Raw genomic sequence first — 842 nt, 5'->3', positions numbered from 1 at the left:
CGTTCGGCGACGCCTGAAGGGGGCGCCGGGCGGGCGCCCGCCGCTCTCAACCGCCGCTCCCCTGCCCGGAGTTGAGGCGCGGCTGTAGGCTGCCCCGGATTACCTGCCAAACGGCAGCGGCCAGGGGCGGCTCGTGCGACGCTTTTCGCCAGGCATATGGCCCGGGGACATGCGCCACGCTCGCCGCCGGGTCGGAGAGGGGGCTGGCGATGAGCCCATGGGCAGGGTCCGGTGGTGCGGCCGGCGTCCGCCGTCCCCCCGCCGGGCGGGTCCGCCTCCGAGGGCGGCGCGGGGTTCCGCGGCGCGGGGTTCCCCGTACGCGGTGCGGCAGGGTCCCCCGTACACGGTGCAAGGGCCCCGGCGCCAAGAGCCGGGGCCCCGCCTCCCCATGTCCCCCCTCTGAACCTCCGTCACCGGAGGTCCCTCTGACCCAGAGCCCCGAGCTCTCAGGGTCAGTCCCCGCGGGCCTCCTTCCCGCCAAGGCCCGCCTCCCGCTAGCTGTCTCCCCTCGGCGGCAGCCGTCAATCCTGGAGCGTGGTCACTCGAACGAGGGGTGTTGCGTGCCGGGGCGGTGCATACCCGGCGTGTTCGAAAAGAATTTCGATAATGTGTCCGTGCTCACCACCCGCACACACGCAGGCACCGAGAGCTGACGAGGCGACGCGGCCGGGAGGAATGGGGATGCCAGGACCAATGGTGCGGCGCATCGATGTGACGGGGGCCGACGGCATCCGTCTCGCCGCCTGGGACTTCACCGATCCGCCCAAGCCCGCCGGGGGCCCCGGGGGCGGCGGCCCCGGCTCCCGCGCCGGCGCCGCCGACCCCCGTGACGCCCCCCGCGC

At 74.8% G+C, this 842-nt stretch carries 1 pseudogene; it reads left to right on the top strand.

Annotated features, from left to right (window positions below):
* Window positions 1–693: 693 nt before the first annotated feature.
* Window positions 694–842, top strand: a pseudogene (locus ACSNOD_RS31505) (alpha/beta fold hydrolase); the annotation flags it as partial.

It is taken from the genome of Streptomyces sp. URMC 123, assembly GCF_051386515.1.
In the GTDB taxonomy this organism is placed as follows: domain Bacteria; phylum Actinomycetota; class Actinomycetes; order Streptomycetales; family Streptomycetaceae; genus Streptomyces.
The sequence above is the reverse complement of the archived record's forward strand: the minus strand, read 5'-3'. Positions and strand labels throughout refer to the sequence as shown.